The sequence below is a fragment of the Candidatus Woesearchaeota archaeon genome (genome assembly GCA_016187565.1).
Classification (GTDB): Archaea; Nanobdellota; Nanobdellia; order Woesearchaeales; family JACPJR01; genus JACPJR01.
Genome location: JACPJR010000009.1, coordinates 23,253 through 50,008 on the forward strand (window position 1 = coordinate 23,253; position 26,756 = coordinate 50,008).

General features: G+C 38.2%; 29 protein-coding genes and 1 tRNA gene. 8 read left to right on the forward strand and 22 right to left on the reverse strand.

Annotated features, from left to right (window positions below; all coding sequences use genetic code 11):
- Positions 1 to 81: 81 nt before the first annotated feature.
- Positions 82 to 570 carry a hypothetical protein gene (locus HYW21_02265; protein ID MBI2548151.1) on the reverse strand — a complete coding sequence of 163 codons (489 nt, stop codon included), beginning with the start codon at positions 568 to 570 and terminating at the stop codon, positions 82 to 84.
- Between the two features lie 130 nt (positions 571 to 700).
- Between HYW21_02265 and HYW21_02270 the strand changes: the two genes are divergently transcribed.
- Positions 701 to 1,678: a methylenetetrahydrofolate reductase gene (locus HYW21_02270; GenBank protein MBI2548152.1), complete on the forward strand. Its 978-nt coding sequence runs from the start codon at positions 701 to 703 to the stop codon at positions 1,676 to 1,678.
- Here HYW21_02270 and HYW21_02275 read toward each other — a convergent pair.
- The 12 genes from HYW21_02275 to HYW21_02330 form a co-directional block, all read right to left on the reverse strand.
- Positions 1,662 to 1,901 (reverse strand): hypothetical protein, encoded by a 240-nt coding sequence (locus HYW21_02275; protein ID MBI2548153.1) that lies wholly within the window; start codon positions 1,899 to 1,901, stop codon positions 1,662 to 1,664. The genes HYW21_02270 and HYW21_02275 overlap by 17 nt on opposite strands.
- 81 nt (positions 1,902 to 1,982) lie before the next feature.
- A complete protein-coding gene (locus tag HYW21_02280; GenBank protein MBI2548154.1) occupies positions 1,983 to 2,588 on the reverse strand; it encodes a M48 family metallopeptidase in 606 nt (201 codons plus the stop codon).
- Positions 2,572 to 5,595, reverse strand: a complete 3,024-nt coding sequence (locus tag HYW21_02285) for an HsdR family type I site-specific deoxyribonuclease (protein MBI2548155.1) — start codon at positions 5,593 to 5,595, stop codon at positions 2,572 to 2,574. Before HYW21_02285 ends, HYW21_02280 begins: the two co-directional genes overlap by 17 nt.
- Entirely contained in the window at positions 5,582 to 6,124 is a 543-nt protein-coding gene (locus HYW21_02290; protein MBI2548156.1) for an HNH endonuclease, read from the reverse strand. Before HYW21_02290 ends, HYW21_02285 begins: the two co-directional genes overlap by 14 nt.
- Complete coding sequence (locus tag HYW21_02295; GenBank protein ID MBI2548157.1) at positions 6,121 to 6,618, reverse strand: hypothetical protein; 498 nt, start codon at positions 6,616 to 6,618, stop codon at positions 6,121 to 6,123. Before HYW21_02295 ends, HYW21_02290 begins: the two co-directional genes overlap by 4 nt.
- On the reverse strand, positions 6,615 to 7,454 hold the full coding sequence (locus HYW21_02300; GenBank protein MBI2548158.1) for a phage antirepressor protein: 840 nt from the start codon (positions 7,452 to 7,454) through the stop codon (positions 6,615 to 6,617). The genes HYW21_02295 and HYW21_02300 overlap by 4 nt, the downstream gene beginning before the upstream one ends.
- Positions 7,455 to 7,544: 90 nt before the next feature.
- Entirely contained in the window at positions 7,545 to 8,738 is a 1,194-nt protein-coding gene (locus tag HYW21_02305) for a restriction endonuclease subunit S (GenBank protein ID MBI2548159.1), read from the reverse strand.
- A complete protein-coding gene (locus tag HYW21_02310; protein ID MBI2548160.1) occupies positions 8,735 to 9,061 on the reverse strand; it encodes a hypothetical protein in 327 nt (108 codons plus the stop codon). The genes HYW21_02305 and HYW21_02310 overlap by 4 nt, the downstream gene beginning before the upstream one ends.
- A gap of 32 nt (positions 9,062 to 9,093) precedes the next feature.
- A complete protein-coding gene (locus HYW21_02315) occupies positions 9,094 to 9,948 on the reverse strand; it encodes a hypothetical protein (GenBank protein MBI2548161.1) in 855 nt (284 codons plus the stop codon).
- 38 nt (positions 9,949 to 9,986) lie between these two features.
- Positions 9,987 to 10,655 (reverse strand): helix-turn-helix domain-containing protein, encoded by a 669-nt coding sequence (locus tag HYW21_02320; GenBank protein MBI2548162.1) that lies wholly within the window; start codon positions 10,653 to 10,655, stop codon positions 9,987 to 9,989.
- On the reverse strand, positions 10,633 to 10,824 hold the full coding sequence (locus HYW21_02325) for an SEC-C domain-containing protein (protein ID MBI2548163.1): 192 nt from the start codon (positions 10,822 to 10,824) through the stop codon (positions 10,633 to 10,635). Before HYW21_02325 ends, HYW21_02320 begins: the two co-directional genes overlap by 23 nt.
- 374 nt (positions 10,825 to 11,198) lie before the next feature.
- Positions 11,199 to 12,965, reverse strand: a complete 1,767-nt coding sequence (locus HYW21_02330) for an SAM-dependent DNA methyltransferase (GenBank protein MBI2548164.1) — start codon at positions 12,963 to 12,965, stop codon at positions 11,199 to 11,201.
- Between the two features lie 276 nt (positions 12,966 to 13,241).
- On the opposite strand from HYW21_02330, the gene HYW21_02335 reads away from it, so the two are divergent.
- Positions 13,242 to 13,856 carry a metalloprotease gene (locus HYW21_02335; protein MBI2548165.1) on the forward strand — a complete coding sequence of 205 codons (615 nt, stop codon included), beginning with the start codon at positions 13,242 to 13,244 and terminating at the stop codon, positions 13,854 to 13,856.
- 210 nt (positions 13,857 to 14,066) lie between these two features.
- On the forward strand, positions 14,067 to 14,996 hold the full coding sequence (locus HYW21_02340; GenBank protein MBI2548166.1) for an IS1/IS6 family transposase: 930 nt from the start codon (positions 14,067 to 14,069) through the stop codon (positions 14,994 to 14,996).
- Positions 14,997 to 15,306: 310 nt separating this feature from the next.
- Here the strand turns inward: HYW21_02340 and HYW21_02345 are convergent.
- Both HYW21_02345 and HYW21_02350 read right to left on the reverse strand, forming a co-directional pair.
- Positions 15,307 to 15,392: transfer RNA gene (locus HYW21_02345), tRNA-Val, on the reverse strand.
- A gap of 175 nt (positions 15,393 to 15,567) precedes the next feature.
- Positions 15,568 to 16,284, reverse strand: a complete 717-nt coding sequence (locus tag HYW21_02350; GenBank protein MBI2548167.1) for a hypothetical protein — start codon at positions 16,282 to 16,284, stop codon at positions 15,568 to 15,570.
- A gap of 242 nt (positions 16,285 to 16,526) precedes the next feature.
- Between HYW21_02350 and HYW21_02355 the strand changes: the two genes are divergently transcribed.
- Together HYW21_02355 and HYW21_02360 are read left to right on the forward strand one after the other, a co-directional pair.
- Positions 16,527 to 17,702 (forward strand): AAA family ATPase, encoded by a 1,176-nt coding sequence (locus tag HYW21_02355; protein MBI2548168.1) that lies wholly within the window; start codon positions 16,527 to 16,529, stop codon positions 17,700 to 17,702.
- A 143-nt stretch (positions 17,703 to 17,845) separates the two neighbouring features.
- Complete coding sequence (locus tag HYW21_02360) at positions 17,846 to 18,244, forward strand: hypothetical protein (GenBank protein MBI2548169.1); 399 nt, start codon at positions 17,846 to 17,848, stop codon at positions 18,242 to 18,244.
- A 196-nt stretch (positions 18,245 to 18,440) separates the two neighbouring features.
- On the opposite strand, the gene HYW21_02365 is transcribed toward HYW21_02360, so the two are convergent.
- On the reverse strand, positions 18,441 to 19,046 hold the full coding sequence (locus tag HYW21_02365) for a hypothetical protein (protein ID MBI2548170.1): 606 nt from the start codon (positions 19,044 to 19,046) through the stop codon (positions 18,441 to 18,443).
- Between the two features lie 49 nt (positions 19,047 to 19,095).
- Positions 19,096 to 19,632, reverse strand: a complete 537-nt coding sequence (locus HYW21_02370; GenBank protein MBI2548171.1) for an RNA-processing protein — start codon at positions 19,630 to 19,632, stop codon at positions 19,096 to 19,098.
- A 100-nt stretch (positions 19,633 to 19,732) separates the two neighbouring features.
- Here HYW21_02370 and HYW21_02375 point away from each other — a divergent pair, with 100 nt between their 5' ends.
- On the forward strand, positions 19,733 to 20,548 hold the full coding sequence (locus HYW21_02375) for an NAD(+)/NADH kinase (GenBank protein MBI2548172.1): 816 nt from the start codon (positions 19,733 to 19,735) through the stop codon (positions 20,546 to 20,548).
- Here the strand turns inward: HYW21_02375 and HYW21_02380 are convergent.
- The 3 genes from HYW21_02380 to HYW21_02390 are packed head-to-tail and all read right to left on the reverse strand — an operon-like array spanning position 20,545 to position 21,595.
- A complete protein-coding gene (locus HYW21_02380) occupies positions 20,545 to 20,733 on the reverse strand; it encodes a hypothetical protein (GenBank protein ID MBI2548173.1) in 189 nt (62 codons plus the stop codon). The genes HYW21_02375 and HYW21_02380 overlap by 4 nt on opposite strands.
- 41 nt (positions 20,734 to 20,774) lie before the next feature.
- The gene (locus HYW21_02385) at positions 20,775 to 21,338 is read right to left on the reverse strand and encodes a DUF99 family protein (GenBank protein MBI2548174.1); all 564 of its coding nucleotides are present in this window, start codon (positions 21,336 to 21,338) and stop codon (positions 20,775 to 20,777) included.
- Positions 21,335 to 21,595, reverse strand: a complete 261-nt coding sequence (locus tag HYW21_02390) for a hypothetical protein (protein MBI2548175.1) — start codon at positions 21,593 to 21,595, stop codon at positions 21,335 to 21,337. The genes HYW21_02385 and HYW21_02390 overlap by 4 nt, the downstream gene beginning before the upstream one ends.
- Before the next feature lie 110 nt (positions 21,596 to 21,705).
- On the opposite strand from HYW21_02390, the gene HYW21_02395 reads away from it, so the two are divergent.
- Positions 21,706 to 22,611, forward strand: a complete 906-nt coding sequence (locus HYW21_02395; GenBank protein ID MBI2548176.1) for a hypothetical protein — start codon at positions 21,706 to 21,708, stop codon at positions 22,609 to 22,611.
- A gap of 85 nt (positions 22,612 to 22,696) precedes the next feature.
- Complete coding sequence (gene thiI / locus HYW21_02400) at positions 22,697 to 23,881, forward strand: tRNA 4-thiouridine(8) synthase ThiI (GenBank protein ID MBI2548177.1); 1,185 nt, start codon at positions 22,697 to 22,699, stop codon at positions 23,879 to 23,881.
- 155 nt (positions 23,882 to 24,036) lie between these two features.
- Here thiI and HYW21_02405 read toward each other — a convergent pair whose 3' ends face one another.
- Positions 24,037 to 24,795, reverse strand: a complete 759-nt coding sequence (locus HYW21_02405; protein MBI2548178.1) for a hypothetical protein — start codon at positions 24,793 to 24,795, stop codon at positions 24,037 to 24,039.
- 78 nt (positions 24,796 to 24,873) lie between these two features.
- Positions 24,874 to 26,670, reverse strand: coding sequence for a phosphoenolpyruvate carboxykinase (locus tag HYW21_02410; GenBank protein MBI2548179.1), 1,797 nt, complete (start codon positions 26,668 to 26,670; stop codon positions 24,874 to 24,876).
- Between the last annotated feature and the right edge of the window lie 86 nt (positions 26,671 to 26,756).

A 26,756-nucleotide genomic window follows, 5' to 3' on the forward strand; every position in this document is an offset into this window, starting at 1 on the left:
TATGTCGTCACTGAGAAATAATTGGAATTTGCTAAAACGACATTAACGGCAGCGTAAATTCAGGTGTAGAAAAAGAAATATCTAGTGCTTAAACTCAAACAGTGAAATTTTCTTTTGCGAGAGGAGTGTACCATTTTCAGCATTTATTTTGAGATTAATAGTATAAAATCCTTTAGTCACCAGGGTTATGTTCCAAACTAAGCCGAGCGGAAGATGCTGAATAATGTAGATCTGCCTGAGGGTAGGCTCATTCTTGTACGTCTCTTGAAGAACCTGTAATGCTTTTGCTTTTGCTTGGTCAAAGGAAACCTTTACTTTGCTTGGTGTTAAGGCAATGATTTTATCTCCGGGATGCTTAAAAACCTCATCATCAGGAAGCTGCTGCATGGGTTCGCTTACAATAAAACTCGTTACCTTTTCCTGAGTTTCATCATAATAGCCGAACTGCCATGGCGCATTGGCATCAGTAATCAGCACACCATGGATGAGATAACTCTGTTCATGAGCCTGTTTCCAGCTTTTAAATACAGGATCTTCTTCTAAGCGATGAAGTGCATCTACAAAGTCCATTCATTCAGGAAATAAGCGATGATTTATTAATATAGTGGTGGGAAGGCTATGGGGTAGAGGAAGTATACCTCTTCTCGAATCTACTGGTCTTGCAAGTACCTTTTTAAAGACAGACCAACTTTCCTCACTTATGCGTGTTATTGATATTCTTCGACATGGACAAGGGAAAACTCTTTCTGTTGAAATAGAACCGCCGCTTTTAGGAAAAACAACCGATGCAGTCTTTGCTACCCTTGATGCTCTTGTTGAACTTGGTATCAGCTATATTGATGTGACCTATCATGCACAACAGGTTAAAGGACATCATACTGATGCTCTCGGGAGTAAGGTTCCCATCTATGGGAGAGCAAAACCAGGAACCGTAGGTATTGCAGGAACATTAACCGAACGTTATAGAACACAAGGAGTTGCTGTTGTTCCCCATGTTATCTGTACAGGGTTTAGTGCGTATGATACTGAAGGATTTCTTGTTGATCTCTCTTACTTAGGCATTGAAAATGTCCTTGCGCTTCGGGGGGATCCTCGGAAAGATGGTGATGGAAAATTCCTTCCCTTTGTACCTGAACCAGGAGGACACAGCTTTGCAAAGGAACTAATGCGACAAATTCGTGATTTAAGAGAAGGTACGTATTGGCCAGGAGAAAAAAACGGATCCAAAATGGATTTTTGTTATGGGGGAGCATGCTTTCCCGAGGGGAATTCTCAGGCGAGTTTAGAACAAGAAATAACCTGGCTTAAAGAAAAAGTTGATGCAGGAGCAGATTATTTGGTCACGCAAATGTTCTTTGACACGCAAGTATATCTTCGTTTTAGAGATGGGGCAGTTCGTGAAGGAATTAATGTCCCTCTTGTTCCTGGGTTACGACCATTATCTACTGTACGACATCTAACCATATTTCCAGATACCTTTCATTGTCGTATTCCTGATGAACTTAGCACACAGGTCCTTGGTTATAGTAATGCACATGATGTACGGCAAGCTGGCATTGACTGGTGTGTTCAACAGAGTGAAACATTACGCAAAGAGGGAGCACCGAGTCTACATTTCTATGCCTCACGCAATGCACCTGTTGTAGAAGTGATTAGGCAACTTACTTCATCTGCTTAAGGGCTTTCTGCATGAGCGGTAATGCTGCTTCAGCTTCGTCCTTAAAAAGCCTGCCTAGTTTGCTAAAGACCCAGTCACCGGTGTTTTGGTCACGGTTTTCGCGAGAAATCTGTAATTTGGGCTGACCGTCATTATAGGAAAAAACACTGACGGTAATCCGCGTTGTTTCGAAGGCTACAGTTTCACTGAATAATTGTTTATCAAGACTTTTGTCAAATGCCATGTACAATCACCTCAATACGGAGTTTGCTATTGTTTATATAGTTTTGCACCTGCGTAACCTGTAGATTTTAAGTGACGGATGTTAAGAATTCGGCTGTTTTAACCTTTTTAAAGGAGAAGCCCATTTATTCAGTCGTTCCTGAACCAAGAACCAATATAAAAACAGCTCTTTTTCCATCTTCTGATGATCTTTGTACTTTCCTTTGATAATCTTCCAGAATCGTTCATTGTGCTTTCTTTCTTTTAGATGAGCAATTTCATGATAAACCACATAATCTACCAAATGCACTGGCAAGTATCTTAACAAACTATTTACCATCAAATTTTTGCTAGAACTACAGCTTGCCCATTTAGATTTCATTTCCTTGAAATAGACTTTGTTGACTGTTAAATGTAAGATATGAAGATTTTTCTCAATTATTGAATGAACAAGTTCTTTGAATTCTTCTTGAGTTCTATGTGTGCTTAACTGTTTGTTTTTGCTGGCTTTGAGAGAATTAAGTATCTCTTTGTGTTTCTTGTAAATCCATTCTTTATGAGTTTCAATAATCTTCTTTTCTGATTCATAGTTTTTTGGAAGAATGAGCATGAGATTACCTGTTTTAAACTCTAAACGAGGATAATGAACTGATCGATAGTTCACTGCATATTCAACATCCATGTCGTAGATTTTAATCTTCTTTTGCATAGGCTTTCACTCTATCCATGAGTTTATCGAATAAAATATTAAGGTTATCAATCCCTAAACTGTGACGCTTGAGATATCGTCTAATGAATAGCCTTACCGTCTTTTCGACTTCTTTTTGTGCTGTTGGCTGAGATATCCATCCCGCAAATAGTAATTCATTCAATGAGATTGACAGTTCTCTGATATCCTCAATTAGTTCCGTATCCTCCCCAAACTTATCTTCAAGAACAAGTAGCAACGAATAATCCAATTTACTTAATTTAAGCTCTTTTTGCCTTTGCGAGAGTTGCATGAATTCTTTGATTGCTTTAACTCCTTCTTGGTATATTTTTTCATAGTCCTTTGTTTTTTCTTTCCATAAATGAAGAAGCCTTTGAACTTTCTCACTAAGACTTTCTGAGACTGGATTTTTGAATTTATCAACGAGAACAAATCGGTTTAAGGTAAAGACTATGTTTGCTGCTTTTTCTTCTTTGTTCTTGACGTGCTGCTCAAGTCTTCTGAAATAGTCTTCATCAAATTCAATTATGGGAAGAGATTTCTGGATTTCTTCAAGCTCAGTTGTTTTGTGAATGTACTTTATGGTTTTCTTGAAGTATTGTTCTAAGTATCTATTGTCTTTTGGTTGACTTCTCAGAACAAGTCGTGTATAGTAGGTATAAATTGCGCTTATCCACTGATATTCTGAGAAGAGTTCTGCTTTTATTGTGTCGGGGCCAAGCAACTCAAATATTTTCGTCATGTGCTTGTAGTCTTCTATGAATGCCTTGCTTTTTTCTTCATTTGAAGTGAGTATCTCCACAGCTTTCAGCAGAGTTTTACGATTATATTGGTTCTTTGGAACGTCTTTGAAAATGTCTAAGATTTGGTTCACCAATCTTACAAAGTCCTTTCTGATTTCCTCAATGCTAAAGAGTGCACCATTTATCTCTCCTTTGCTGTAAATTTCAAATGCCCTTCTGAACTCTTTTAAAATTCCAATATAATCAAGAATCAACCCCGCTTCTTTTACATCTTTGTATGGCCTGTTTGTTCTTGCTATTGCTTGCAACAGCTTATACTCTTTCAATGGTTTGTCTAAGTACATTGTTTGAAGTATGGGAACGTCAAAGCCAGTCAGAAGCATATCAGTTACAATAATAATCTTTGGCGAGTCTTCCTCTTTAAATTTTTCAATAACATCTTTTCGAATATCTTCATACTCCTTGCCGTATTGAGCAGTTTCTTCTTTGACATACATAGTAATCCTATTGGGTTCATCCCGTGCGCCATAACTGAACACAATATCAGAATATTCTTCAGGAAGATACTTGTCAAGCTCTTTTTTGTACAGTACACAAGACTCTCTGTTTACCGCAACAACCATTGCCTTGAATTTACCCTCAACATTTTCTTTGAAATGCTCAGCGATATCTTTCGCCACTTTTGCAATTCTTTGAGGATTCTCAAGATACGCCTTTAGCAAGCCAATTTTCTTCTTAACGTCCTCTTTAACAACTTCTCTTGCGTCTTCGGGAATTTCTTCATATTCAACTTCCAAAAATGTATCAAGCATTTCTTTATTCAAATGAACTTCTCTTTCAAGTCTTGGTTGATACGCTATCTTTACAGTAAAGCCATCGTTAATCGAATCTGTAATGAAATATTTGTCAAGGTACTTCTCTTCTGGAGGATAACTGAATACATCATATGTGTCAACACCTTTCTTAGGTTTTGAGATAGGTGTTCCTGTAAATGCGAAAAAGAACGTGTTCTTGAGTATGGCTCTCATTTGAGCTGCTAACGTGCCATATTGTGTCCTATGGCCTTCATCAACGAATGCGACAACATTCTTCCTTGTAAGAATTGTTTCTTTGTCTGTTGAAATTTTCTCAAGCTCTTTTTGAAGGACGTGAAGTTCTTCAGCTCGAAATTTATGAATTAAAGTGATGAAAATTCCTCGTTTTCCTCTGCCTTGGTCATGCTGAAGAACTTTCCTCATACCACTGACCGAACCAATGAGTTCTGGAAGAGTCATGTCCAGAGCATTAAACTCATCATAAAGCTGTTCTTCTAAATCCTGCCTGTCGATAATAAGAAATATCGTAGGATTAGCCATTGCCTCAGAACGATATAGCTTGTTTGCTGCAAAAATCATTTCTAAAGTCTTTCCAGAACCTTGCCAGTGCCAGATCAGGCCTTTATTCTTTTCTTCTTTACCTTCAATGTTATTGATGACTCTCTGAACGACTTTTCCTACTGCTCGATATTGCATGTATCTTGGAAGAACCTTTGTGGCTTCTCCATACTGAACCCTGACATAAACAAAGTTATTGATAATATCGAGCAGTGTTTCCGGGATAAATAGTTGAATAACCGAATCGATAGAGTCAAGTTTTTCTGACTTCCATTCATCTATCTTTACATTCTCATTCCAGGGAACAATGGGAAAATACTTAGCTATTTGCTCTGCAGCAACGCCTATCTGCACATATTTGTAGAGCTCAGGGATATCTTGTTCGTAACTTTTGATTTGTTTGAATGCGTCATACCAATTTTCGGAAAAACTCGCTGGATTCTTGCACTCAATGTCTACTAAAGGAATGCCATTTACATACAGAAAAATATCTGTTCGTATTTGCTTGTTGCCTCTCGTGTAAACGGCCTGTCTTGTGACAATAAACTCGTTATTTTGGACATTATCATAATCGAACAGCCTGATTCTCTTGAGCGTTTTATCCTTCTCAATCTTTATGGAGATGCCTTCTTTCAAGTAAAGCAGTATCTGTTTTATACCCTCTTGATTGCTTGGCTTAAACCTGAGTTCATTGAGTAAATTCTTAATATCCTCATCTCTCAAATCAATAGGATTTATGGCCTTTACTTGCTTGATTAAATTCCTTATTAAAAGCGGCTCTTCGAAATTATCTCTTTCTAAAGCGTTACCTGGGACAAAAATCCATCCTTTACTTTGAAGCTGTTCAACGATATAATCTTCCACGACTGATTTTTCGTTAAAGCGAGGCATTTTTTATCATCCTTTGTTTTTTATGATATTCTAACCAGTGATTGTACATATCATCCTCTTCTTTGCTTTTTCTTGATGTTACAAAACCGAATACGCTTTTTAGATAATCTCTATCCATCTTGAAGTCTACCTTATTTTTTAGTCCTAAATGCGCTTGTATTTCTGCATCTGATGAATCTTTATCTCTCATTTCCCTTGTTATTTTCATAATATCATTTTGGCCGTATTTTGAAACCTTAAATAGGTCAACCACTCCAGTTATCTCACAACCCATGCCAGAATGTTTTATTAGATTGCACATTTGGCAAACAATTTGGAAGTTCTTATCGCTATTATTCTCAGGGTCCCCATCAATATGATCTACAATTTGGTATTTTTCAGAACGAAAACTACAATAGGCACAGGTATAATTATCTCTATTAAGAATTAGCAACCTCATATTTTGCCATGCTTCACCCTTCAAGTTATTGGTTTGCTTCTCATTTCTCCATTTTGCAGGCGGAGCGAAGGATAAAATGAGCGGCTTCATTGTTTTCCTCCAGTTCTCAGTTCCTCATATATCTCTTCCAAAGTATCCTTATGTCCCCATCCCTCACAACTTCGCTCAATAATTGAGTCAAGCCTTGCTTTGAATCGAGGTATCAACTTTTGGTTATTATTCAAAGTTTTAACAATCTGTTCAAACATGGATTCCATACTTGAATAAAACGTCTCATACATGTCTCCGTATTCTTCTCCTAGTTTAACGCCAGTCTCAACATAGAAGGTCATCAATTCTAAAAGATGCTCTGGCTGTTTTGATATTCTCTTAAAATCAGAAATAACTTTTCTAGCATCACGAAGATTTATTCTTTCGCTCCAAAGAATATTTTTCAGCTTTTTCTTGTAATAATCAATTGCATTTTCCGGATTTTTCTCAAGTTTCAGCCTCAAAAAGTCTGCATTTTCCTTGTTTAGGCTGGATAACTCAAGCAGAAGCGAATACAGTTCTTCTTTTCCAAGCTGTTTTAGTGTTGGGTTCATTTTCCTTTTAGCCGCTTTCTCTTATCTTTTTCAGGTTCTGAGAGATAATTATCTGGCGAAACGACTTTTGCTCCAGATTCGATTTCGAGCTTTCTTCTGGCATCTCCAGCTATTTTGCCGCCTTTTCGTGCAGCGTCTTTGCTTTCAACGAACCCTTGTACATTCTTGCCTCTTGTGATTTTTGTTGTTGAGGCTTCTCCAAGCATGGTAAAGATTAGCTCCAAATCATCCATATGATCTCTAAGATTCTCCTTTTTAAGCCCCTTGAGTTCTTTGTACTCTTCAATAGTCTGACCAAATGTTGCTTTGCTTATCTCGTTAGTAAGAATTGCGTATTCTCTGTCTTCTTTGACTCCTCTTTTCTTCCATTCGTCTGTCAGTTCTTGTCTAACCGCGATGCCTCTAACTCTCTTTTCAATCCAGTCATCAGAATAGCCTTTTGCCTTGTAAAGCTCTTTCATTCTTGCCTGGGCAAGCTCTGGGTTCTGTATTTCCTCAACACGCTCATAGCCTACCTGAGCGAGCCACTGCTTGAACGGCTCAGCTTTTGGAGAGGGGATAGATTGGATTAGCCTGAATATTTCCTTTACATTTCCTACGTCAGTCAGTCTCATCTTGCCATCCGAGGCAGGCATTTTCAAAGCGTTACAATTTGTAACGGTTTCATTTCCTTCATCTTTTAGCCTTTTTTTAAGAACTCTCCAGTATGTTTGAGGGTTCTCACTCTCCGATAAGACCGCAACAATGTCAACTATTGAGAAATACCATTCCTCATTATGCCAAATTCTTCTAATCTTCTTGTCCTGAAAGACAACTAAAGCGTTATGATCAGTCATTTTGCAGCCTCCTCATTGAATAATAGCACCATATATTATGTGAGTAAGTACATATTTCCCTAAAAAGTACGAAATTATCGTACGGTTGCATCATTGTGTCACCTTCACTCTTTTCTTGCCTGTCAAAAGATCATTCATGAGGCTTTTCTTGATGCTTTCAAGTTTTGATTTCTTGGATTTTTGAATTGAAAGTTTTTTGTCTATTGTTGACAACATTAACGATATCTTCTTCTGCTCAGTTATCGGTGGTAGAAAAACTTCAAGTTTTTCCAGCTGATTTTTTGTGATTGCCTTAAATGTCGATCCTCCTGATATGGAGTCCAATTTAGAATTGACAGATTTTAAGTAGAAGAATAAGAATTGGCTATCCACACCATCCTTTGCTCGAATAGCTCCAACTCCCCTGCCAATACAACAATCAGTATTAGCCATATTTACTTCTCCAACGGGAGCTCTAACTGAAATCAATATATCTCCTTCTTTCGCCACTTTCAAAGGCTTTGAACAATAGATCGTAGGCGAAGGATGCAAATCGCCAAATTCTGCATTTCCCTGCAAGAAAGGAAGTCCGATTCCATCTCGATTGTATAATTCTGAAGGAGGGGACTGCCCCATGATCATCTCGAAGAATTTTTCATCTCCCAAAAGAACGGAAGGCCACTTCTTCCCGTCGAACAGCTCCTTCATGAGGCCCACCTTGAGCCGTTCGACTCGCTGACTCTCTCTCTCTACGATGTCAAGACGAGTGTCGACGGTGGAGAGAACTTCTGAAATTTTCTTTTGTTCTAAAATAGGAGGAAGTGGTATGTTTATACGTGCAACTTGTGAGCTATTAAGTGCAGGATACTGTCCTCCAGTCATCATTTTAGTGCATTGATTTATCACTCCCTTAGTAAATAAAGAATACAACAAGTATTTCGGGTGAATCTTATCTTTCGATGTAAGAACCGCAAAGCCCGTTGAGCATATCTGATTTTCATACTTTTTCTCAACAATGGCAAAGGCTTTCAAGTAAGGTCTCACAGTTGACATTATGACGTCGTTTTCATGAACGACTCTTCTAGCCCTTGATGGCGCTTCTTTTCCAATTAGTCTTTTTACATTTTTTATATTTCCACTTTCATTTTCAACAGACTCAATATCTATATAGAAGAAAGGAGTTTCAGGTTTATTAGAAGGATCTCTGCTTTCTTTGTTTATTTCAGTAGTCTCATCAAGAGAAAATACTCTCCAATCTTGGGGGATCATTCCTATTTCAGTTTGCTTTAGTTTCTGTTGTGTCATTTTGTTGCTCTTTTCGCCCAAAACTTTGAGCTATCTCCCATGTGAAACCTTATTTCACCTTCTGCTGTTCCATCAGGATTTACTTTCATCCAACCATCACCGTTTGTGGGATCGCATTCATCACTGCCTTCAAATGTGAAGTCATACACTAAATTTTCTCCTGATTTTTTGAAGTCTCCTGACATTGAGCATTGAACGTAGCCGAAATGAAACTCTCCAATTCCTGATTTTTCTATTTTAATAAATGCCCTTACTTCTTCATTGACATAATCATTATCCCATTCGCTCATTTTAGTTATGCGCCATGTGCCAATGAAATCCATTTTTTCTCTTCTAATTTGTTTTAGTTTTTGTTTCATTTTTTCATCTGCCCAAAAAAGTGTGAGATAAAATTCAAATACCCTCTGTTTCCTCCAATTGATCGGTGCAGTTTTGCAGATTTAATGACGGAAGATAATGATAATGACAAATCGCGTTCATCATAGCTATTCAAGAATAAAACCAGTTTAATTTTGCTGATGATCTCCTCTTCAAGCCCGTTGAATGACGCTTTCTCAGATAAGATGTTGTCCCTAAGATTTTTTAGTAATTCAATCACTTCAGAGTCTTTTAGTGAACTATTTTTTGAATAATGCGACCAAATTGTCTCTTCAATCGCCATAATTATCGGATAAAATGCTTCTCTATTTTTGTCATTTATTGCTTCGAATCCACTGCCTATGTCTCTGCATAAGTTAATGACAGCATGCTCATCAGGATTGAAATCCTCTAATTCATCTGCAGCGTCATCTTCTTCGCTATCGCTTAAACTTTCTTTAAACCTCTTGTAATGTTTTGGCAGCCTCTCAAGGAATAATTTGTCCTGCATAAGAACTTCCTTAAATAGGTTCAATACATTCTCAGAATGTTTTGTTCCTCTCCCAGTTAATTCAAGTATAGGACCTTTTAAGTGGTTAGCCATGCTTTTATCATCAGCCCATTTTTCATAAAAATCAAGGTCTTCCCAGCCAAAGCCAATTGTTGCTATAGGTTCCTCTTCAAAAATCACATTAATGAAAGCCCTTCTGCAATCGCATTTCTTATCGTTGCAGAAGCTTTCTGGAAAATAATAATGCCCTTCTGGCAAATCTTTTCCTTTAGGCATAAGAATACACCTTGTTTCCTTTTCGGCTACATCTGGGAACCTATTTGCAAACATTTCCATCATCATTTTATTGACCTCCACCGATAGTGTGAATCTTTCCTATTTCAGTTTGTTTCATTTTGATTCTCTTTTTGCAACGCTGCAAGCACGCACCTAATTTCATCATAACTTACCTCAGGCAATAATTCTTTTACTTCTTTGACTGTTGGTGATGGCAGTTTCTTGGCCGTCTCATTTATCATCAGGATTGTTTCTTTTGGAATAACGTCCGAACATGCTAAATAATCATTTGAAATAAGCCTAAAAATATGTGTGTAAATTGTTGACTCCACAAGATTCCTTTCTTTTGCTACTTCAGAAACAGTTTTGCCATCCTGAATTAATTTTAGAGTTTCTTTTTCTGATTCGCCTACAGTGGCAGGCTTAATTTGCTTGATGATTTGCAAAGGTATCTGTTTCTTCTCATCTATGACTAGCTTGCCTGCTTGAGTGAGCTCTAATATAGGATAATCGCGTGAATATCCCTGAATTATCTTTCTTTGAATAAGTGTCATATTCTCTAATTGTTCAATAAATCCCGTAATAGTAGGTATATCAAACCACATCAGTCCGCCATAAACCACTTCATTAGAAATAGGTTTTACCTCTTTTGACTTTGATCCTTTAAGAAATTGGGCTAGCTTGATCTTTCCGACATGCAGATGCTTAACTGCATTAAGGATTATCCATGTAACTTGATACATCTGTGTTTCAGATTTTGATTGCTTTACCATATTTCTTGATATCCTCATCTAAGCAGCACTTTTTGTATTTCTTTCCAGAGCCGCAATGACATTGCTCATTTCTTCCTAATTTAGCATTTTTATGTTCATGATCTTCAAACTTCTCAATCGTTTCAGGTCCGAAGAAGTCTAAATTATAGTTCTGTAATATTTCAGCCATTTTATTAGAATTTTCTTCATTTGCAGAAAACATAATCGTGTTGGGAAAGACATATGAGAAAAAATTATTTCCAAGAAGTGCAAAGCACATTTCAGTTTCTTCTTCCCAAAAAACGCCTTTTTTATGCTTTAGCGACTCGAGATTCAAAACGATATCCTTGCGAAGCATATCAAAAATTTCTACTATTACACCATCATCAGTTTTTACAATCTTTAAATCCTGGTCTTTAATAAACTCAAAAAGTGATTTTACAATATCTTCATGATTTTGGTCTTTACCTGAGGATAATCTGTCTTTTAATTCAATGTAATGTGTGAATCCTAGTTCTTTCTCAAGGTCATCGTTATCTTTTCCAACAAATGATTGTAACTCCCTCATGTTATCTCCTTCAGGAAACCTTCAATCTTCTTGTCGACTTCGATTTCCTCTTTCTCGATAGCTTTCAAATCAGCCCATTCTTTCATGACATCGATTACTTCTGTTTTTTCTTCAGGGTAAACGTAAAGAGAGACGTTCAGGTTGTAGTCATTCTTGCGTATCTCATCAAGCGGAACCATGCGAGAAAATCCTGTTTGTTCTTTCCAGCCTTTGTAGGTGTCAACAAGCTTTTTGATGTTGGAAGTAGAAAGCCAGTTTAGCTTGCGCACGTCAGGATGCTGTTCGTATTCTGAGGAAGCATTAATGAAGAGAACTCCATTCTTGTGCTTCTTGTTTTTATTGAAAATAATAATTGCCCCAGGAGCTCCTGTGTTGTAGAATAGTTTCTCTGGTAACAATATCACCGATTCAATTAAATCGCTTTTGAGACGAGCATCTCCATCAATAACAAGCATTCTGATGGCCCTTTCCTTGCCTCCCCTAAACAAGCAACCGTTGTCAATGACAATGCCTACTTTTCCTTTGGAAGAGGCAAGCATGTGCTGTATCCATGCCCAGTCTGCGGATTGTTTTGGCACAAAACCGTAATTGAAGCGTTGCTTCCAGAAATCTCCTTTCTTCAAGACAACTTCGTCGTAGCCATCCTGATTCCAGGGCGGGTTTGCAATAACATTATCGAATTGCTTAACTCCATCAGGTTCCTTAAATTTAGGGTAAAGAAGGGTATCCCCGAAGGCAAGTTTAGCATTCTTAATATCATGAATATAGAGATTCATTCGACCAAATGCTAGTGTTTTATGATTTGCTTCCTGTCCGAATAAAAACAATTTGTCAGCTTCTTTCTTTCCTTTCATCTGCTCAATGTGTTTATACGAAATAATGAGCATCCCATTTGAAGCCGAAGCAGGATCATACACACTCTGGCCTGGCTGAGGATCTAAAACTTCAACAAGCAACTGAATGACTTCTCGTGGAGTGTAAACCTCACCTTCCTTAGCTTTATCTGGTGCAAAGTAGCGCAAGACCCATTCGTATGCATCACCCAAAACATCTGCTGAGACGTGGTGAAGTTTTCTTTCGCTAAAAAGCTCAACAAGCTGCCTAAGCATTTCTGCATTTTCCCTGTTGGTAGTGAATTGAATGAAGTCCATGTTATCAAGAACGTCTTTGAGGTCCTGATTCTTATCTGCCAAGACCTTGAGCGCTTCAGAGAATTTTTCTGGTAACTTGCTTACTTCCTTTCTGATGTTTTCCCACAGAAAGTCTTCTGGAATAACAAAGTCGTGGTAGGTTGCATTTTTTGCCTCTTGCTTTGCCTCTTTTTCTTTGAAACCATCTTTTAATGCTTGCTCGTAAGCGTGCTGATACTCAAGCTCCCACTTATCGCTTATTCTCTTGTAAAATAACAGAACAAGAATAAATTTGTAATCAACACGAGTTCTAATAAGGTCTGCCGCTTTTTTGAGAATGCCTTCAATATCAGAACGTGAAAGAGTCTCGGCACTAAAAATACTCTTGATGATGTCATCCTTGCTCTTAAGATGGTAAATGCTTTTGCGTGCGTCTTTAGGATCAGGCACAACAACAATCCATCCTGCCTTTCTAAGTTCTGATAGGACAACGGCAACGCCTTGAACTTTTTCTACATCACCTCGCTGCAGTATTTTTTCAGCATCCTCCATCCTAAATGTTGCTCCCTTAAACTTGTCCCAGAGGACAGTGTATTTGTTTTCAAGCCAATTCGGAAGCTTTGATTGTGTCATAGCAATGAGGAGATTTCATCATACTTATAAAGTTATCGCTTATTAGATAAGTTAAAAGAAGAATTAGCTTATCTATTATCCCCGCAGTTGACAGAATGGTGACCAATACGTTGCACCTGATAGATTTATAAATCCCCGGTGTTTCAGACGAATATTTGGGAAAATATAATAGAGGACAATAGTTTTTAATATGTTTTTCCTCAATTATATACTAGAAAACCTAACAAATTATTAAACATTTAGGTTTTCTATTATAGAAAGAATAAGCGGTGGGATGTGACCTCTTTCAGAAAATTTCGGCTCAGGTTTTCACCTGAAGAATGGAGAGATCTTGGTGTTGCTCTGCTTGTTGTCAGTCTTGCATTTACCTTTGCACAACGAGCATACTTGCTACCAGACTTTTCCTTTTTTTCGTTTTTAGTAGTCTCCATCATCATCGTGGGGGTTGGCTTTCTGTTGCATGAGCTTGCCCATAAGATCGTTGCCCAACGATTCGGATGCGAAGCAGTATTCAAGGCAGATTATAAGATGCTCATGGTTACCATTCTTTTGTCTTTTTTTGGTGTTGTTTTTGCAGCTCCTGGTGGGGTCTTTATTACCGGACATCTCAAAAAGCGAGAGCATGGATTGATCAGTGCAGCTGGACCGGTAACCAACATCATCCTTGCATGCCTCTTCCTGAGCCTCTCTGCAGTAGGGTTTTCTGCTTCAGGGAAGCATATTCTTCTTGTTGCTTCACTCATTAATAGCTGGCTTGCCCTCTTTAATCTGTTACCGTTTTGGACGTTTGATGGTGCAAAGGTTATACAATGGAGCAAAAAAAATTATGTCTTCCTTGTCCTTATCGCACTGGCACTACAGTTTTTCACCTACTTCTTTATAGGTCAATAAGCATTGGCTGTAAACTTAGCGGGGTATATTCTTGTCGAGTGGAAAGTCTAGTGGTTTATAGCCTCTGTAATGCCAGAATTTAATGGTTTGAGACAGTCATTTCACCGTCGGTGCACTCGACATTTCTCGACGTGAAGTATTTAAATAACTCATTCTTAGAAAGAAATAGCCAAACGGTGTTAGAGCACCGAATGGCTGGAGAGATTCAAAATGCCCTGTCAAGAACAAATTAAACCTCAAAGGGATGTAAAGACTTCTGACAATAAAAAACCTTCGATTTGTCTTTTCTGTAAGAGCCAGAATACAGTAAAGAAAGGATTCATAAAGACAGAACATAGAGGGAATATCCAACGATATATCTGTAAAGATTGTAAAAGATCATTTTGTATTGACGAAGGATTTTATCGTATGAGAAACAACGAGAACAAAATAACCAAAGCAATTGATCTTTACTTCTCGAACTTGTCCAGTCGTAAGGTAAGGAATACCTTCAAAAGACATGAAGAGACTAAGATAAGCCATGTCTCAGTGCTTGACTGGTGTAGAAGATATGCTCTCAAGGTTTGGCAGTATGTAGATAGCCTTGCTCCTAAGCTCGGTGGTAAATGCTATGCTGATGAGACTGAGATTGATTGTGAACAAAGAAATGATATTTTCTGGTGTTCTGTCGATTGGGATACTCGATTTATCAGTGCGACGCTCTATTCTCCAACAGAACAGGATACCGATGACGCTATTGAGTTCTTTGAAAAGATTAAGGCAAAAGGTAAGCCAAAGTATATTCAAACCGATGCAGCTCAGTTTTACCCAAGAGCATTTAACAAAGTGTTTTATTCAAACAAAGGTAAAAGAGAAGATTTGACACAACACAGGGTAGTCAATACCAGCAGAACAGGCAAGTACAATGTAAGGATAGAAACGGTTTTCTCTAAGATCAAGGATAGAGTAGAAGATTTCAGAGGATTAAAGGCTCTATGGAGTGCTCCCATACTCTTGGCGGGTATTATTCTTCAACATAACTTTATAGAAGCCCATACTACGACGGGAGAAATACCTTGTGAATTGGCTGGATTGCAGATAGAAACAGGGATTAATAGATGGTTAGGGATGATAAGATTAACTCATAAACTAATTAATTAACTTTGTGTGGGTAATCAAAAATATATAAAGGGGGAGTATATATCTGTGTATATAAGAAAGATGCAGATACAAACGTTCTTTCTAGAAAGAAACGATTGTTAGGACACTGCATCTTTTTTTAAATTTGAATCGAAGAAAAATTAAGCTTTTTTCTTTCATTTTGTTTTCATCCCAAAATGAATTATATTTATATAGAATTGAATCTCTATATAAACATAATTCAAAGTATTGTGGATTTCTATCCATTATACCTTTGATTTAAAACCAAAGAGCCACGAGCAATCGTGGTTTCTTTTTATGATAATAAGTCCGCCACCGCCGAGATTTGAACTCGGAAATCCCGTGAAGGAAACCAGTGTGTTAAACTGGCGAAATGCCAGATTATCCGACGGTGGCGTGATTGTGAAAAAGGGACACAAAGGTTAACATCTGGCTACCACCGATTCATCCGTGCAGGGCGTTCGGATTGGATGCTAACCTCTGTGGCAGACTCCCTCACCGTCTGCAAGTGAGATTTATTCTAAATTTTTAAGCAGAAGTAATCACCTCTCCGCTTACACTTTCACTCTTCTTAGATTATTTCTTTTATTAATTTTTTTCTTTTGTCGTCGGGCAAAACCCATACCATATCTACAATTTCGTCTTTAGTAATCCCTATTTTTAACAGTATCTCTTTTAATCCATGATTAGTAAAAAATGTTTGTTGTTCCTCTGCTTTTTCAGTTTCTTTTAAATTTAAATCTATTTCAGCTAACAACTTAGTATCTCTGTTTCTTTTTACTCTTCCTCCCTTTGTTCTTATTCGACCTATCAATCCAACCTCAAAAAGCATATTCGAAAGAGCCATTGCTGTAAGTTTATAATGTGATTCTTTAAATTCATTTTCGTCTTTACTCATCAAAAATCCTATAAACTCCTTTCTGGATACATTTTCACTTTTTAAAAAAGAAATAATCTCTTTAAATTGTTCTGATGAATGAATAAGAGGTAAAAGTATTTTTCTTGAAGGTTTATGCGTATCTGTATCTTCCTGTATTCTATTAAAATATTCTCTCCATTCCTGTTGTGGGCTTTTGCGATAACCTCCATTGGGTTTGGTTATCATTCCCAAAGCCATAGAAAATTTTAATAAGTTTCTTATTTTTGGTAATCTTGTAATTGCTGATTTACCGACGAGAAGTTCATCCCGTGTAAACTCCTCTTGCACTTTTGACAAGTCCTCTTTTACAAACCTTTCAAAACTCGTCAAACTTACATAATTGTAGTTAACATCTAATATTTTTTCCATTTTTTACCTTTATTTTAAAACCGAAAATGATAATGAATGATAACTATATAAAGGTTTTGGTGATTTTTTGGAAAAATAATTTTTGTGCAGAAAACCTACTTATTGTGCAATTGGCACTTTTTAGGGACTATTTGTGCAAAGCTGGTTGGGTTTGGATTAGAAAAAAAATTGCTTATACCCCTCTTACCTTACAGCCCAAATAAGCACAATATTTTTATAGATCAAATCCATCCTCAATAGCTATGGTAGAGAATAATAAAGCAAACGGACATGAAACTAAGGATGGGAGACTTTCAACCGATGATGTTTTTTATAGTTACGCCATTAGCAAGAACCCTCTTGAAGAGGAGAACAAGGCATTAAAACTCACGATTATGCAGCTACAGAATGAACTTGACCGTCTGAAAACTCCTCCCCTGATGGTTTGTGAAGTACGCGACTTAATGGAGGATCGTGCAATCATAAAGATCCCTAATGGAAACTTGTTCTGCGTTAACATCTCACAGCAGGTGAATGAGCTCAAAAGTGGGGATTTGGTCTTAACCGATCAGAAAAATCTGAACATTGTTGAGCGGATAGGGAGGTATAAACGCTTTAATGTGGAACAGTTTGTCATTGTTGAGAAACCAAAAGTTCCATGGAACGATATTGGCGGACTTCAAGATCAGATTCGAGAGATTGTCGAGGTTATCGAGCTTCCCTTAAAAAAACCAGAGCTGTTTAAGCGCGTGGGAATTCAGCCGCCTAAAGGAATCCTTCTCCACGGCCCCCCAGGAACAGGAAAAACATTACTGGCAAAGGCAGTTGCTACCTCAACCAATTCAACCTTTATAGAGGTTGTTGGATCCGAACTTGTCCAGAAATTTATCGGCGAAGGTGCACGTTTAGTCAAAGAGATGTTTGACCTTGCGAGAGAAAAGGCTCCTTCCATTGTCTTTATTGATGAGATTGATGCCATCGCAGCACAGCGTGTTGAAGTCGGGACTTCAGGAGAACGAGAAGTGCAACGAACCTTTATGCAATTCCTTGCTGAAATTGATGGGTTCAAGAATCTTGATAATGTCAAGATCATTGGCTGTACGAACCGGAAAGATATCCTAGATCCAGCAATCCTCCGTCCAGGACGATTGGATAGACTTATTAGGGTCCCTAATCCAGACAAAGACGGTATCAGAGAAATTTTCAAGATCCATACAAAACCTATGAACCTCGATCAGAAGGTACGGGTTGAGGATCTCTTGGTAAAGATGAAAGACTTTTCGGGAGCTGAAATAAAGGCCGTTGTTACTGAAGCTGGCTATTTTGCCATCAGAAAGAACCGTGAAAAGGTTTGCGAGGAAGATTTCCTCAACGCGATCAGGAAAGTAAAGCGGGAAGAAGAGCTTGAAGGCCAGGACTATATCAGGATGTTTGGCTAGTATCCAAATTTTAATAGAGGGAGAGGACTAACTAAAAGAGACATTTTTGTTAGAAACATTTATATAGACATGATACGAAAGGCTTAAAGGTGACGATAGTGCTTAAAAGAACTGATGTTGTTATAATACTAGCGTTGATTTCTATGGTCGTTTTAAGTGGTTGTAACAGTTCAGAAACAAATACCTCCCAACAACCAAAAGTAACGCCAACAAAAATTGCTGAACAATGGGTTAAAGCCCTTATCAAAGGCACCGGTTCAGAAGAAGTATTTAATTATTTACACTCAGATGTGCAATCATACTATAATTCATACGATCAATGGAATGATGAGTTAGCTAATATGAAATATTCTTGGAATTCTCAAGGATTATATTTTGAATATATTGGAGTAGAAAATGAAATCGTAACTAACGATAATGCAACCGTTGAGGTGAAGTATAGATCTAAGGGTATACTTCAAAAAACGACAACACAGAAATATGAATTTCTGAAAGTAAACAATGAATGGAAATTAAAGGAATACTATGAATTACAGATTTGAATGAGAACTGATACGTTATTTATCTTCAATCAACTTCTCCTTTTTATCCCCCAGCCAAAAACAAATAATTTTCCGTTGATACAATAGATTCTCCTGTCTTTTCTTCCAACGCCTTTAGGAGATTTCAGTAATACTTCTTTTCGTTCCATATGAGTATTCACGCACTGAAAACATTAGAGTTTGTCTCAAAAAATGCCTATCGAAAGATGTGTCTCTTAGAATCTCCTAAGTCTGCCCAATCAATGATTTGCGAGAAATTCTTCCCTGCAATTGGTGATATTTGTGTTTCCGGGTTATATCTCTTCAGAAGTAATGCAAATGCCTCCCAAAAATCTATCAAACGAGCTTCCGTTGCTCTAATGTATTCGTCTACACCTGTTTTTGGTGGTTCAAGGTCCCTATCCGGAAAAGATGAGCTGTAAAATACGTGCAAAACCTCTGTTTGAGTTCCGTCGATAGCCCGATATCCACATACAGATTTAAATAACACTTGTAAACCAATATCAACCTCAATACTTGCCATATCTCTTCTGAATGCTCCAGCTCTCTCCCCTAATCCATGTTCTTGTGAAAAATCAATCCCTAGTCTGATGTCATGGGGGTACAAGTATAGACCTCCGGGGAGTTTCCCATATAGACTACAACTGTTACCAGCATTATTCGTAACAATGTGTCCGCTACATGTTTCAAAGGTATCAACAACAAAAGGTAATCCCCATAGTGCATTTACTACTTCACGAATCGGATCTTCAATACAAGGTAAAATTCTCGCTCTGTAATCTCTAAGTAAGTCTGGGTGCATGTCTTGCGATCATTTGAGCATTTTATATATAGTATATAATATAAAGAATCTAAACATTCGGCCGCTGTTTTAATTCTCTTCTTTTTTTCTCTAACCATCGGTAAACAGAGGAGTGAGGGCTTCCTGAAAGCAGTGATTCAATAGCACGACGGGCGGTTGCAACATTCTCAGGTAATCCAAGAATAGCTATTGTTTTGCCATAGACACATAAATGAGTTTCTGTCAATGCCTCAATCGTTTTTCGTGATTTGCCTTGCGCTCCAATGACTCGTCCTTTGAGTCGTAAAATATTACCTTTGTTCTTTATAAAATCAGTAAGAGGGATCATCTCGAAGGTATAATCTTGTTTAAGGAGTAATTTAGCCAGTTCTGGATTAAATCCTCTTCCAATGGCCTTAATAATCTCTCTAACAGTAAACAACTGGATTGCGTCATCCCCAGAAACAAAAACATCACCTTCAGTAGAATCTACTTCAATAGAAGTCTTTGTTTCTTGTTCTAATTCTTTTTTGACCTCCCCATTCTTTCCAATAAGGACAGCAACCCTGTCTTTTGGGATTCTTAATTCGTATACATAGTTTGCCATGAGCTAAAGAAAGTAGGTTCTTTTTAAAAGGTTATGGCAAAACCTTATAAATGGTGTTCTTTTTTATGGGTTACTCAATTCGGAACATTTGAGGTTTGTTATGCTAATCAAAAATATTCTCGTCGTGTATATGCAGCCCCAAAGTCCGGAAGAAAGGGCTACTCTTCATGTAGTTACCTCATATCTAAAGACCTTGCCCCTTACCCTTACCTCGATTGAACGTGAATATCTGAATGAAACGATTGTCAAGGGCCGTGACCTTATTTTAACGCTTGGTGGTGACGGAACGTTTATCCGTACCAGCCATCATGTACTTGATACGACTCCTCTCTTGGGGGTCAATACGAACCCTCTGCAAAAAGAAGGATTCTACATGGCGTGTACTAAAGAAGATTTTGTCGCTAAGATGGAGATGGTTCGTCATGGTAAAGCCAAACTCATCTCGTACTTAAGGCTAGAAACAACGATAAAAGATCCGCATAAAAATGAAAGAGTAAGAAAAACAGCCTTGGCTACCAATGAAGTCTATATTGGGCCGGTCAAACCAAGTCATGCACTTCGCTGCCTTCTAAAGGTCAAGGGAAGAGAAGAACGACAGCTGAGCAGTGGTGTTTTAGTGGCCACGCCAACCGGATCACATGGATGGGTAAAATCTGCTGGGGGAAAACCCATGAATCTCTCGCGAAAAGCCCTCCAATATTTAGTACGAGAGCCACATGTAGGAAGAGTAAACAAGGCAACGCTTGTGAAGGGCATTCTCCCGGCAAAAGAATCTGTCCACGTAACCACTATCAGTAGTAAAAGCATGGTGGTTATCGACTCTTTGAGCGAAGAGTACTACTGTGAAAGAGGGGCTATTATCACCGTAAGGATAACTGAAAAGCCGCTGTATGTCTTTACCTTTCCAAGGAATTAGTCCAATAACAGCATATCAATACTTTCGTACGGTGCATAGTTGTGCTCTTCATTGATCTTTCGTGCTGTCTTAAATTCTGCCGATGTTGGCATTCTCCTCAGTCCATCAATAAAGCCGCATTTATTGCACTGCCCGCCTATGGGTACTTTATTTTCTCGACAAAATTCACATTTTTTGAATGCCATAAAAAAGAGAGGAAGAATAAAAATTTTTAAATGTTTCGTTCTTAAGCTTTTCCACGACTTTCGCCAAAAACAAGCCCGCTACCGATAAGATGTGCAACGCGTAAGGGTTCAGGAATGTCTGCATGAGTGGTTGTAATCTGAAGCATCTGTGCTACCGTGGTTAAATCAATACCACAGCGTTGTATATAGATCTTTCCTACCCGTTCTATAGGGCCCGCATGTTCAATCAAGGGTATCTTTGCGTCCTTGTGGAGTTTGTGCAGTGTTTCCTTTATCTTTTCTATGTTTGGAAATTTCCGCATGACAACAATAACGGGGAGTCTTGTTTCTTTATGAAGGGTTTGCACATCGATGACATTAAACCCTGCTACAGCAATGCCATCTAAAAGAATTGCTTGAAGTTGGGCATGAAATTTTTTACTTTTGCAAATCATGGTCACGAGCTTTGTTGTTGCGTCATCACCGTCAACTTTTACCATCGTAGAAAGGATACCATCAATAAAAGAGCCACCACGAAAAACAACCCCAATGACTGGTGTTTCGTGATCATGCCATTTGTCAAAAGGGGCATCATCAATGCCAAGAACCCGTATCTCTTTTTTCATCGCTGATGTAACCACCATTTTTTGCAGAGGGGGAGGGTCAATGTTGACACAAAAAATGCTGTTGTTGGAACAAGTGCATTGAGCCATGGCTCGGGAAGCTTTACGGTTATAAAAAGAACCACCATGACAAGATAAGTTAGTATTGCAATGATCACTTTTCTCGTCCAGGACGTCTCCCACGCCTTATCTGCCTCAACTCGTCTATTGCGCTCCTTAACCTCCGCAATGTCTTTCGCCAGTTTGGTAAGCGTCGTCATAGACCTCTCTGAGACAAATTCCTATAAAAAGATTTTGGAGATCTTGGAAAATAAACACAACGATAAGTATTTATGTCCATCCTGTTTTTATGATGGTATAGTATTGCACCATGGCACGGTCACAACGCTTTTGTTTAGGGGGAATTTATTTAGTGACACTTTTTCTCGTTGCTCTGAATGTTCGTGCTGCAGAGTGGAAAGAGAATAGCATAACTACACGTGTCTTTAATCATGGAGACGTACAGGTCCAAATCATGAATTATACTAGTTTTGATGGTGCGGTTCTTGATGTTGCTGTTGCACAACCGCCGGACTTTAATCCAACCATGCCTTATGATGTGGTGATCCTTGCACACGGTGGGGTAGAGAGGGCATGGGACGAAGAAAATCGCTTTGCAAGTAATTTGTTTTGGATGGTACGATTAGCACGGAACAATTATGTTGCACTTTATCCAGATGCTCGTCTCTTGAGTTATCGAACCTTCGGACCTAAGGACTTAATGACATTAATCTATCTTCTACGAAATAATGAAACAACCGTGCTCGTGGATAATATTGCGTGCCATGGAGAAAGTGCAGGGTATCTTTCTGTCTTTACCTTGGTAACCGATTATCCCTCTGCCTGTGATGCTTTTATTGGACTCTATCCTGCACAAGATCCAGATAATAGAGAGTACTTTACTGATCCAGAACGCTTAGCAAAAATAACCGCAAAAACATTTTACTCAGTAGGTACTGAAGACGATCCCTATACTGGCTATGTCGAGGAGTATGATCTCCTTCTTCCTGAAGCAAACCCTGGCGTTGATTATCAGAGCAGATACTATGAGGGGAGTGGGCATGGATTCTTTTTTCAGCATGGCAAGTCATTCTCGTATCATGGAAGAGAGTATCAGGCACGCTATGACCCTCATTGGCAAGAGGCAGAACGAGATATGCTTGATTTCTTAGCCTACAGTCTTCAAGGCAAAGAACCGCCAGTATGGTGGAATACACCGAATGCCCGAAGATCGTAAACAAGCCCATACTACGGGAAATCCGGGAGTATCTTCTTTCACAACGCAGCGGTAATTTTATAAAACAAGCAACATTGCTCAGGGTATGAATGAAAGCAGAGAGATTGTTCGTACAGAGAACATTCTGGTTATCCACTATAGTGAAATTGGAACAAAAGGGGATAACCGAAGCCTTTTTGAACAGTGCTTAGTCCGCAATATTAAGGAAAGATTAGGCACGTTAATCTCGGGTGTGCAACGGGAATATGGAAGGATTATTGTAACCCTGCCTGTTGAGGTGAAACAGGAGGAGATTTTCCAGAGAATGCAATTGTTACCTGGAGTAGCATTCTTTGCTTTTGCGTATCGTTCTTTGCTCGACACTGCTGCTATGAAAGAGATTAGCATTGCATTGTTGAAGCAAAAATCTTTCATCACCTTTAAGGTTGATGTCAAACGCTCCAACAAGCTTTTCCCTCAAACGTCGCAAGAGATTGCGAATTCTCTCGGAGATCATATTCGAACAACGCTTCAGAAAAATGTTAACCTCACAAAGCCAGATCAAAAATTATTCGTGGAAATCGGAGAAAAAAATGCTTACCTTTTTACTGAAAAACACTATGGAACCGGAGGACTTCCTGTAGGAAGCTCCGGAAAGATTATTGCATCTCTCTCCGGCGGTATTGATAGCCCAGTTGCATCCTTCCTGATGATGAAACGAGGATGTACGGTTATTTTTGTTCATATCTATAATGAGACTGCCAGTGCGCAAAACAACAAGGAAAAGATACAAGAGTTAGTAACGAAACTGGCATCATTCCAAGGAAGGTCAAAACTCCATATTGTTCCGTTCGGCGAGCTTCAACGATTGATCATTGCAGGATGTCCAGCAAAATCTCGTATGATTCTCTATCGGCGTTTGATGATGCGCATTCTTAACAGCATAGCAAAACAAGAAAAAGCTCGTGCAATTGTTACTGGAGACAGCATCGGGCAGGTTGCATCACAAACATTAGAAAATCTTCAGTGTATCTATGACGCCTCAACCATTCCCATACTTACGCCCTTAAGCGGTATGAATAAAGATGAAATCATTGCCCTTGCTCAAAAGATAAAAACATATGACATTTCTATTCAATCGTCATTGGATTGCTGTTCATTTATGATTGCAAAAAATCCAGAAACAAAAGCACGATTACAGAACATTATTGCGATTGAGCAACAGATAGCATTTGCTTCTGCATTAGAAGCATGCTTGAATGCCAAGGAGACGATTGTTATAGGAACCTAGATTATTATTTGCCTTAGAAAATGATACTGTTTTGATGAAGAAAGTCACAAAAGAAGGGAAAGTAGACTACCTCATATCAAGAGACAAAAAACATCTTCTGGTGTTAAAAGAATTTGAAGGCATAAGGATAATAAGCCCTGAAGAAGAAGAATTGGTTAAACTCTTTCTCTAAAGTTTAAATTATTAATCTCAATTTTTTGATTCTGTATATTACTTCTTATTCGAATACCCACGATCAATTTTGGACACAATTTCTCTTTTTTCATATGTTGAATAACATCTTTATGACTTTCTGAAACGAACTCACTGTCCTTGCGAATTGCTTTTTCAAAATGAATTATTCTTTCGTTACGGTCTTTTAAAATATGATCTTTAACTAATTTAGGGTTATTAGTCAGATTATACCATCCAAACGAACCATCATCATATTGAAGGATTAAATATAGACAATACTTTTTGTTTTTAGTACGACGATAATCAATCTTATACTTCTCATCTAATAAAACGGCTTTCCTAAAAATAATATCTTTAAATTGCCAATTATTCCATGTGAGACTCCTCTTTGATTCCGAATTTCTTAAATTTTTAAATTTTAAATATTTCCAACTAATGTACAAGTTATAAAGACTTATAAAACTAAATAATAACAAACCTATAATTATGAGCATTGAAAAGAAATCTGCTGTCATAAGAAATTGAGTTATCGTTTGAAAAGAAATCACAATACTAATTTTAAAAAATGCTAACGCCACAAGTGACAATAAAACAATATTCACTATAACAAAAGCTTTCCTTCTCCATCTAAGATGGGATCTGAATTGATTATATTCAAAATCTCCTTCATATCTGTCTCTTAACAAATCTTTCTCGCCGTTTAATATATCCTTTAGTGTAGTTAGTATGATTTCTACCATCGTACATTAGGAAAACGTTTGATCTGCTTAAACATAGAAAAATTTCTCTTCCTATATTTGCCTCTCAAAGATTTGAACTTAACTCCTTCTCTCTGCGATAACCTGGAATAATGCCTTTGCTGCTTCTTCTGGTCCTTTAGTTTCATAACCAGGAATTCCTAGTCTCGTCCTAAGTTGAGCAACAATAATGCCGCTCCTGAAAAATGCTTCAAAGAATTTGATTGCGATTGGTTCATGTAGTTCCTTATATTGTATGGGCCCAAAGATATTTGCAAAGTAAGTTGTACTCAATCCCTTCTCGGTTGTTGTTCCCTTGGCCATCCGTTTTCCTTCACGAAAAACACCAAGGGCGTCCTGCGGAGTATGGAGTTGTTGAAAGAGAGGATGAGTAGCATCAACATTTTCATAATTGTTTGCATACAAAAAATAATCAACGGTATATCCCTGAAGAACTTCTTGAAGTGTGGTAATGGGCAATATTGCTCGGGCATTTATTTTTTGTGGACTCATAATAATGCTTCTATCAAGATTTCCAAACGCAAATCCTGGTTGAAGATCATCTAAACGGACAAATGCACCAGTCTCAGTACCATATGCTTTTATTATATCATACGGAGTTAACTCCAGAGAGCCCATATCATCAAAAATAATCGTCATATCTCGGATGTAGTCCTTTGCTAAAACACGAAACGCCTCCAAAGATTCAGACTTTCCTGCACCGCTATCACCAAAGATAACGACGTTTGCTGACTTTCCATTCTTCAGCATGATGTTAACCATAGCACCGTGGACAGGTAATCTGCCACGCTTGATCATGATGCTGTTGTGCAATGTTAGCATCATTTTCTTGAGGTAGCCAAAATACGCATAGGTCTCATGATCTGGAATCAAACCAACAAAATAGTTATGGACTTTGTCTTCATAAAAAATCGTTTGATCCTTATATCCATCAAACACGTCATGAGGAATGCCATAGAAAAATATTGCATCTGGCTTTTTTCCTAACTCTGTTTCGTCTGCCAGTTCAAAGAGATTTGCCAAGGACATGCCTAACCCGATAAATGTAGTGTTGAAATAAACAAGAACAGTAAGATCTGCAACCTTCGCTGGATAACATAACCATTCTGCTGGTGACAAATGAAGGGATTGCAAAATTGCTGAAGCAGTACTCCCAACAACCTGAAACTGACCTGTTCGTTTGTTCATTGGAGGATCAAGAATTAATGGGGGAACAATAAGGACTTGACGAATGACAGGAATTTCTTTTAAAAAGGTATATGGCTCTTGGAGATGCGCCATTGGTTTCTTGACGGCAATCGCTGCTGTCTGACAGCCTGCAGGTAGTTGTCGATAAATTTTTGGATGATCTCCGGTTATATTCTCACAGATATCGCGGTAGACGCCAAGCACCAAATGATTAAGGGATTCAACAGTTCTATTGAAGGTACGGTATGGCCGTTTCTCAAAAGAGTGTTCGCTCTCCATCCCGGAATAACAGACCAAGAATCGTTCATATGACCTCCAGAAGTTGTAAAGGGATTCAACCAACTGGTGAAGTAGATAACTATCCTTAAAATAAGGGGAAAATGCTGGTTCTTTTTGTAAAAGGTCATTTTTTGGTTTTGAGGATAAATGCAGAAGCAGTAAACAAAGCTGGTCGTCCTGCTCATATGCAGATAATCCTTGAGGAAAAACACCTAGGTATTTGGAGTTATGTCCCCGTAAATGTTCAAGAAAGCGATGAATGGTCTCTTTGAAAAGAGCAGAACTTAACAATTCATGGGCAGTCTGACAAACATTCCCGGTTGTTTTGATTATTGCTTGATTGCCATGAAATGAAAACGTATCATACTCTCCCATAACCACCCCACCCATGCTTAGGAATGAGAGTCGATTTATATAGTTTCGCATGTGTATGCTCTTGGATCAGAAATGTAAAATGAGCAGTTAACTCAGCGCCA

Bases quoted from the DNA above. Each gene is read 5' to 3' on its own strand.
- HYW21_02265 (MBI2548151.1), bottom strand. From the start codon at position 570: ATGGACTTTGTAGATGCACTTCATCGCTTAGAAGAAGATCCTGTATTT.
- HYW21_02270 (MBI2548152.1), top strand. From the start codon at position 701: ATGCGTGTTATTGATATTCTTCGACATGGACAAGGGAAAACTCTTTCT.
- HYW21_02275 (MBI2548153.1), bottom strand. From the start codon at position 1,901: ATGGCATTTGACAAAAGTCTTGATAAACAATTATTCAGTGAAACTGTA.
- HYW21_02280 (MBI2548154.1), bottom strand. From the start codon at position 2,588: ATGCAAAAGAAGATTAAAATCTACGACATGGATGTTGAATATGCAGTG.
- HYW21_02285 (MBI2548155.1), bottom strand. From the start codon at position 5,595: ATGCCTCGCTTTAACGAAAAATCAGTCGTGGAAGATTATATCGTTGAA.
- HYW21_02290 (MBI2548156.1), bottom strand. From the start codon at position 6,124: ATGAAGCCGCTCATTTTATCCTTCGCTCCGCCTGCAAAATGGAGAAAT.
- HYW21_02295 (MBI2548157.1), bottom strand. From the start codon at position 6,618: ATGAACCCAACACTAAAACAGCTTGGAAAAGAAGAACTGTATTCGCTT.
- HYW21_02300 (MBI2548158.1), bottom strand. From the start codon at position 7,454: ATGACTGATCATAACGCTTTAGTTGTCTTTCAGGACAAGAAGATTAGA.
- HYW21_02305 (MBI2548159.1), bottom strand. From the start codon at position 8,738: ATGACACAACAGAAACTAAAGCAAACTGAAATAGGAATGATCCCCCAA.
- HYW21_02310 (MBI2548160.1), bottom strand. From the start codon at position 9,061: ATGGATTTCATTGGCACATGGCGCATAACTAAAATGAGCGAATGGGAT.
- HYW21_02315 (MBI2548161.1), bottom strand. From the start codon at position 9,948: ATGATGATGGAAATGTTTGCAAATAGGTTCCCAGATGTAGCCGAAAAG.
- HYW21_02320 (MBI2548162.1), bottom strand. From the start codon at position 10,655: ATGGTAAAGCAATCAAAATCTGAAACACAGATGTATCAAGTTACATGG.
- HYW21_02325 (MBI2548163.1), bottom strand. From the start codon at position 10,824: ATGGCTGAAATATTACAGAACTATAATTTAGACTTCTTCGGACCTGAA.
- HYW21_02330 (MBI2548164.1), bottom strand. From the start codon at position 12,965: ATGACACAATCAAAGCTTCCGAATTGGCTTGAAAACAAATACACTGTC.
- HYW21_02340 (MBI2548166.1), top strand. From the start codon at position 14,067: ATGCCCTGTCAAGAACAAATTAAACCTCAAAGGGATGTAAAGACTTCT.
- HYW21_02350 (MBI2548167.1), bottom strand. From the start codon at position 16,284: ATGGAAAAAATATTAGATGTTAACTACAATTATGTAAGTTTGACGAGT.
- HYW21_02355 (MBI2548168.1), top strand. From the start codon at position 16,527: ATGGTAGAGAATAATAAAGCAAACGGACATGAAACTAAGGATGGGAGA.
- HYW21_02360 (MBI2548169.1), top strand. From the start codon at position 17,846: ATGGTCGTTTTAAGTGGTTGTAACAGTTCAGAAACAAATACCTCCCAA.
- HYW21_02365 (MBI2548170.1), bottom strand. From the start codon at position 19,046: ATGCACCCAGACTTACTTAGAGATTACAGAGCGAGAATTTTACCTTGT.
- HYW21_02370 (MBI2548171.1), bottom strand. From the start codon at position 19,632: ATGGCAAACTATGTATACGAATTAAGAATCCCAAAAGACAGGGTTGCT.
- HYW21_02375 (MBI2548172.1), top strand. From the start codon at position 19,733: ATGCTAATCAAAAATATTCTCGTCGTGTATATGCAGCCCCAAAGTCCG.
- HYW21_02380 (MBI2548173.1), bottom strand. From the start codon at position 20,733: ATGGCATTCAAAAAATGTGAATTTTGTCGAGAAAATAAAGTACCCATA.
- HYW21_02385 (MBI2548174.1), bottom strand. From the start codon at position 21,338: ATGAAAAAAGAGATACGGGTTCTTGGCATTGATGATGCCCCTTTTGAC.
- HYW21_02390 (MBI2548175.1), bottom strand. From the start codon at position 21,595: ATGACGACGCTTACCAAACTGGCGAAAGACATTGCGGAGGTTAAGGAG.
- HYW21_02395 (MBI2548176.1), top strand. From the start codon at position 21,706: ATGGCACGGTCACAACGCTTTTGTTTAGGGGGAATTTATTTAGTGACA.
- thiI (MBI2548177.1), top strand. From the start codon at position 22,697: ATGAATGAAAGCAGAGAGATTGTTCGTACAGAGAACATTCTGGTTATC.
- HYW21_02405 (MBI2548178.1), bottom strand. From the start codon at position 24,795: ATGGTAGAAATCATACTAACTACACTAAAGGATATATTAAACGGCGAG.
- HYW21_02410 (MBI2548179.1), bottom strand. From the start codon at position 26,670: ATGGGTGGGGTGGTTATGGGAGAGTATGATACGTTTTCATTTCATGGC.